The organism is Gluconobacter sp. (genome assembly GCF_047723935.1).
Taxonomy (GTDB): Bacteria; Pseudomonadota; Alphaproteobacteria; order Acetobacterales; family Acetobacteraceae; genus Gluconobacter.
Map to the genome: position 1 here is coordinate 1 of NZ_JBDOBO010000131.1, position 3,505 is coordinate 3,505.

General features: G+C 56.3%; 2 protein-coding genes. Both read left to right on the forward strand.

Annotated elements, in window-relative coordinates:
- Positions 1-162 precede the first annotated feature (162 nt).
- Positions 163-1,353 carry an IS91 family transposase gene (locus ABF979_RS16605; RefSeq protein WP_367635093.1) on the forward strand — a complete coding sequence of 397 codons (1,191 nt, stop codon included), beginning with the start codon at positions 163-165 and terminating at the stop codon, positions 1,351-1,353.
- Between the two features lie 456 nt (positions 1,354-1,809).
- On the forward strand, positions 1,810-2,787 hold the full coding sequence (locus ABF979_RS16610; protein ID WP_415498739.1) for a hypothetical protein: 978 nt from the start codon (positions 1,810-1,812) through the stop codon (positions 2,785-2,787).
- Positions 2,788-3,505: the final 718 nt, after the last annotated feature.

Genomic DNA, 3,505 nt, shown 5'->3' on the forward strand with positions numbered 1-3,505 from the left:
TGATCCAGGTTCTGCTGGGTCATTCCCGTCTGGAGACCACGGCCCTTTATACAAAAGTTGCGACACGGACCGTGCGGGCCGTCATCAGTCCGCTCGATAGACTGGGCATGCTGGCGACAACGCAGGCGAGGCCCGACGGCTGATCCCCGGGCGGGGGCGGTCATGTCCGCCTCCCTCGAACTGGGGGACATCTTCCGGGCTGCCGGCCCTGCCTGGCGGTCAGCCCATGCCGGCCGTCTCCCCCTGCAGCAGCTCAAGGTCATGTCGGCGATCGAACATTGTCGCACGGCGGCCCTTGGTGGTCATGTCGCGGCCTGCGGGGACTGTGGACACTGGCGGATCGCCTATAACAGCTGTCGCAACCGTCATTGTCCGCGCTGTCAGGGGAACGCCGCGCGGACATGGCTGGCCGAGCGGGAGGCCGATCTGCTGCCGGTCGGGTATTTCCATGTCGTCTTCACCCTGCCTGCGCGGATCGCCCACATCGCGCTCCAGAACAAGGCCGTTCTCTACGCCCTGCTGTTCCAGGCCGCCTCGGAGACGATGATGACGATCGCCGCCGATCCCCGGCATCTGGGTGCCCGCATCGGCATCACCGCCGTGCTGCACAGCTGGGGTTCGGCGCTGACCCACCATCCCCATGTGCACATGATCGTGCCGGGTGGCGGTCTCTCGCCCGATGGCCGGCGCTGGATCTCGTCACGCCCTGCCTTCCTGCTGCCCGTGCGCGTGCTGGGCAAACTGTTCCGCCGCCTGTTCCTGACCCGGCTGCGCGCACTTTTCGATGCCGACCGGTTGGTCTTTCGGGGGCAGCTTGCCCCTCTGGCAGACCGCCGTGCCTTTATGCGGTATCTGGCCCCTGTGCGCAGCACACGCTGGGTCGTCTACGCCAAACCGCCTTTTGCTGGTCCTAAAGCAGTGCTGGCCTATCTGTCGCGCTATACCCACCGTGTCGCCATCTCGAACCGCCGCCTCCTGGCGTTCAACGAAAACGGCGTGACGTTCCGCTACAAGGACTACCGGCGGGACACGGCCCACCAGCAGCAGGTCATGACACTCGCCACGGATGAGTTCATCCGCCGCTTCATGCTGCATGTCCTGCCACGGGGATTTCATCGCATCCGCCATTATGGCCTGCTGGCCAGTTCCAGCCGCAAGGCCAGCCTCGCCCGGGTGCGGGAACTGCTGAATGTCATGTCCACACCAGCGCCAGAAGTCCCGGAAACCGAACCGGTCACGCCACCGCCGTGCCCATGCTGTGGTGGTCCGATGGTCGTCATCCAGATCCTTCCCCGATGGTGCCAGCCCCGAGGGCCACCCCGGGCGACTGCTCCGGCCGGGGGATCACCATGACAGCCCGCAGAGATTACAGCATGACCGATCCCGATGTCGGAGTGGCTCCGCTCCGGCAAACCGGGGCTCCTGTACGCATCACCGGAAAAGCCGGGAAAATCGCTGTCTGCACCGCAAATTCTGTCATCGCGTCATGCAGATCCGGTCATAAAAACCCGTTCCAGTTCCACAAACGCACCTGTATGTTCTGGCTCAGGCTCTCCCCCGGGGCGGCGCCAGTTGCAAATTCCCCATAACTGAGTCCCGGTGTCGCGGGTTCGGTCTTCCCAGACTTTCGTACGCCTCGCGGCGCCCGAAACCCTTCAGGTGCGGAAGGTCCGTTTTTGGGCAGGAAATTCGTAAAGCAGAAGTCTTTGCCCGTCTCGGGTCGATTTAATCCTTAAGCGCAAGTAACTTGTGCGACGCAATGCAAAACATCAGGCGAAATGAGAGAAAGACGGTGAACGGAACGGCGGAATGAACGAAGGCAATATGAGCAGCATTTTCGCGAATGCCGTGACTTCCATCAAAATGGGAATCGAGGACTATGCGCTAGACACGCCGGCCCGCACTCTGTCGGCAGTGCGCAATTTCTACGCAGGCGTCCTACTCCTCGGGAAAGAGGTACTAATCCGTGCAGTGCCCCTTGCCAATCCTAATGACGTCATTGGTGCCAAGTATGCTCCTGTGCCCGACGGCAAAGGTGGTGTCGATCATGTGATCGAGGGCTACCAGACGGTAGATTTCAACACGCTCAGCAAGCGTTTCAAGGATTTCAAAATCTCGATCAATACAAAGGGGCTTCAGGAACTGAACGTCCTGCGAAACCATATTGAGCATCGTTATACCGATCAGCCCGCCCACGCAGTTCGCGAGGCCATTGCTCGCGCTTTCCCGATCACAGTCGCCATGTTCCAACAGGTCGGTGCGCATCCGGCCGAAGTACTCGGCGAGGCTTGGGCGATCATGCTCAAGGTGCGCGGCCTCTACGAGGCGGAACTCATACGATGCCGCGCCACACTTGCCGACGTCGATTGGATTTCAGCGACAGTTGCGGAGAAGCATTTAAGCTGTCGGGAATGTTATTCTGAACTGATCGAGCAGCGCGACAATACCAATACGGAGCAGGAGGCGCTTGAGCTTGTCTGCCGAAGTTGTGGAGCCGAACCCAATTGGAATGACGCGATCGTTGATGCTGTCGATCGCGCACTTTCCAACGAAACGTATGCTCGCGCAAAGGATACCGGCGAACCTGGTCCTGTCTACGACTGCCCAGCATGCAAGCGGCACACCTATATCGATTTCGAAAACGCCTGCGCAGCGTGTGGCGAGAGCATTGATTACGAAACCGAGTGCGCGCGCTGTACCAACGACATCTCACTTGAAGATGCCTTGGACGGATTGGATGAGGGATTATGCAGCTATTGTTTGTACGTCATGGGTCAGGACGACTGAACCTATGGCGTATCAGGAGTTTTGTGCCTTAATTTGGAGGCAATGTTAATGCTTGTCTTCATCCCTATAACCCTCCCGGTTATGCAGCCCGATTTCGATTAGGAGAGATGCTGTGCACCTACATTCAGTTTCGGAAGAGCGCAAAATCCCTCTGAACGACAGAGTTGGGGGGCCGGAACGGCGGCTGTCGAACTCAATTGACAATTACGAGACACCTCGAACGAAAGAAACATAACTTAGCCAATGTTTTACATTTTCTTGCCATGTAAATTGGATATCACTCGTGTATTGAAGAATGCACATTCCGGTAATATCAGATATATTTTAATTTTATTCTAAATGAATGTAGCAAAGCGAGTGTCAGTGGTCCGAAATTCAGATTCGTAGACATTCAGTGCATTAGTGGATTGTCGGAGAAGAGATACAACTCTGAATAGATCTATTGTCTGTTCAAATGCATGAAGCTTAATATGACACACAGGTCTATCGAGAGGATATAATTCCTCTTTTGGGGGGACGGCCTGCAAGCGTATTTTCTTTCCCGGGATAAAATCAGAGTTCGAAAGAATTAAGTTGCGTGGCGATGAAGACGTTCCATCAGGAGCGAACGTGCATGTTATCACACCCAATATAGGAAGTTGATTTTTTGACTTTTCCATATTTTCTATGTTTTGATAAATATGATCCATTTTATTTCGAACCATATTCAATGCAGATG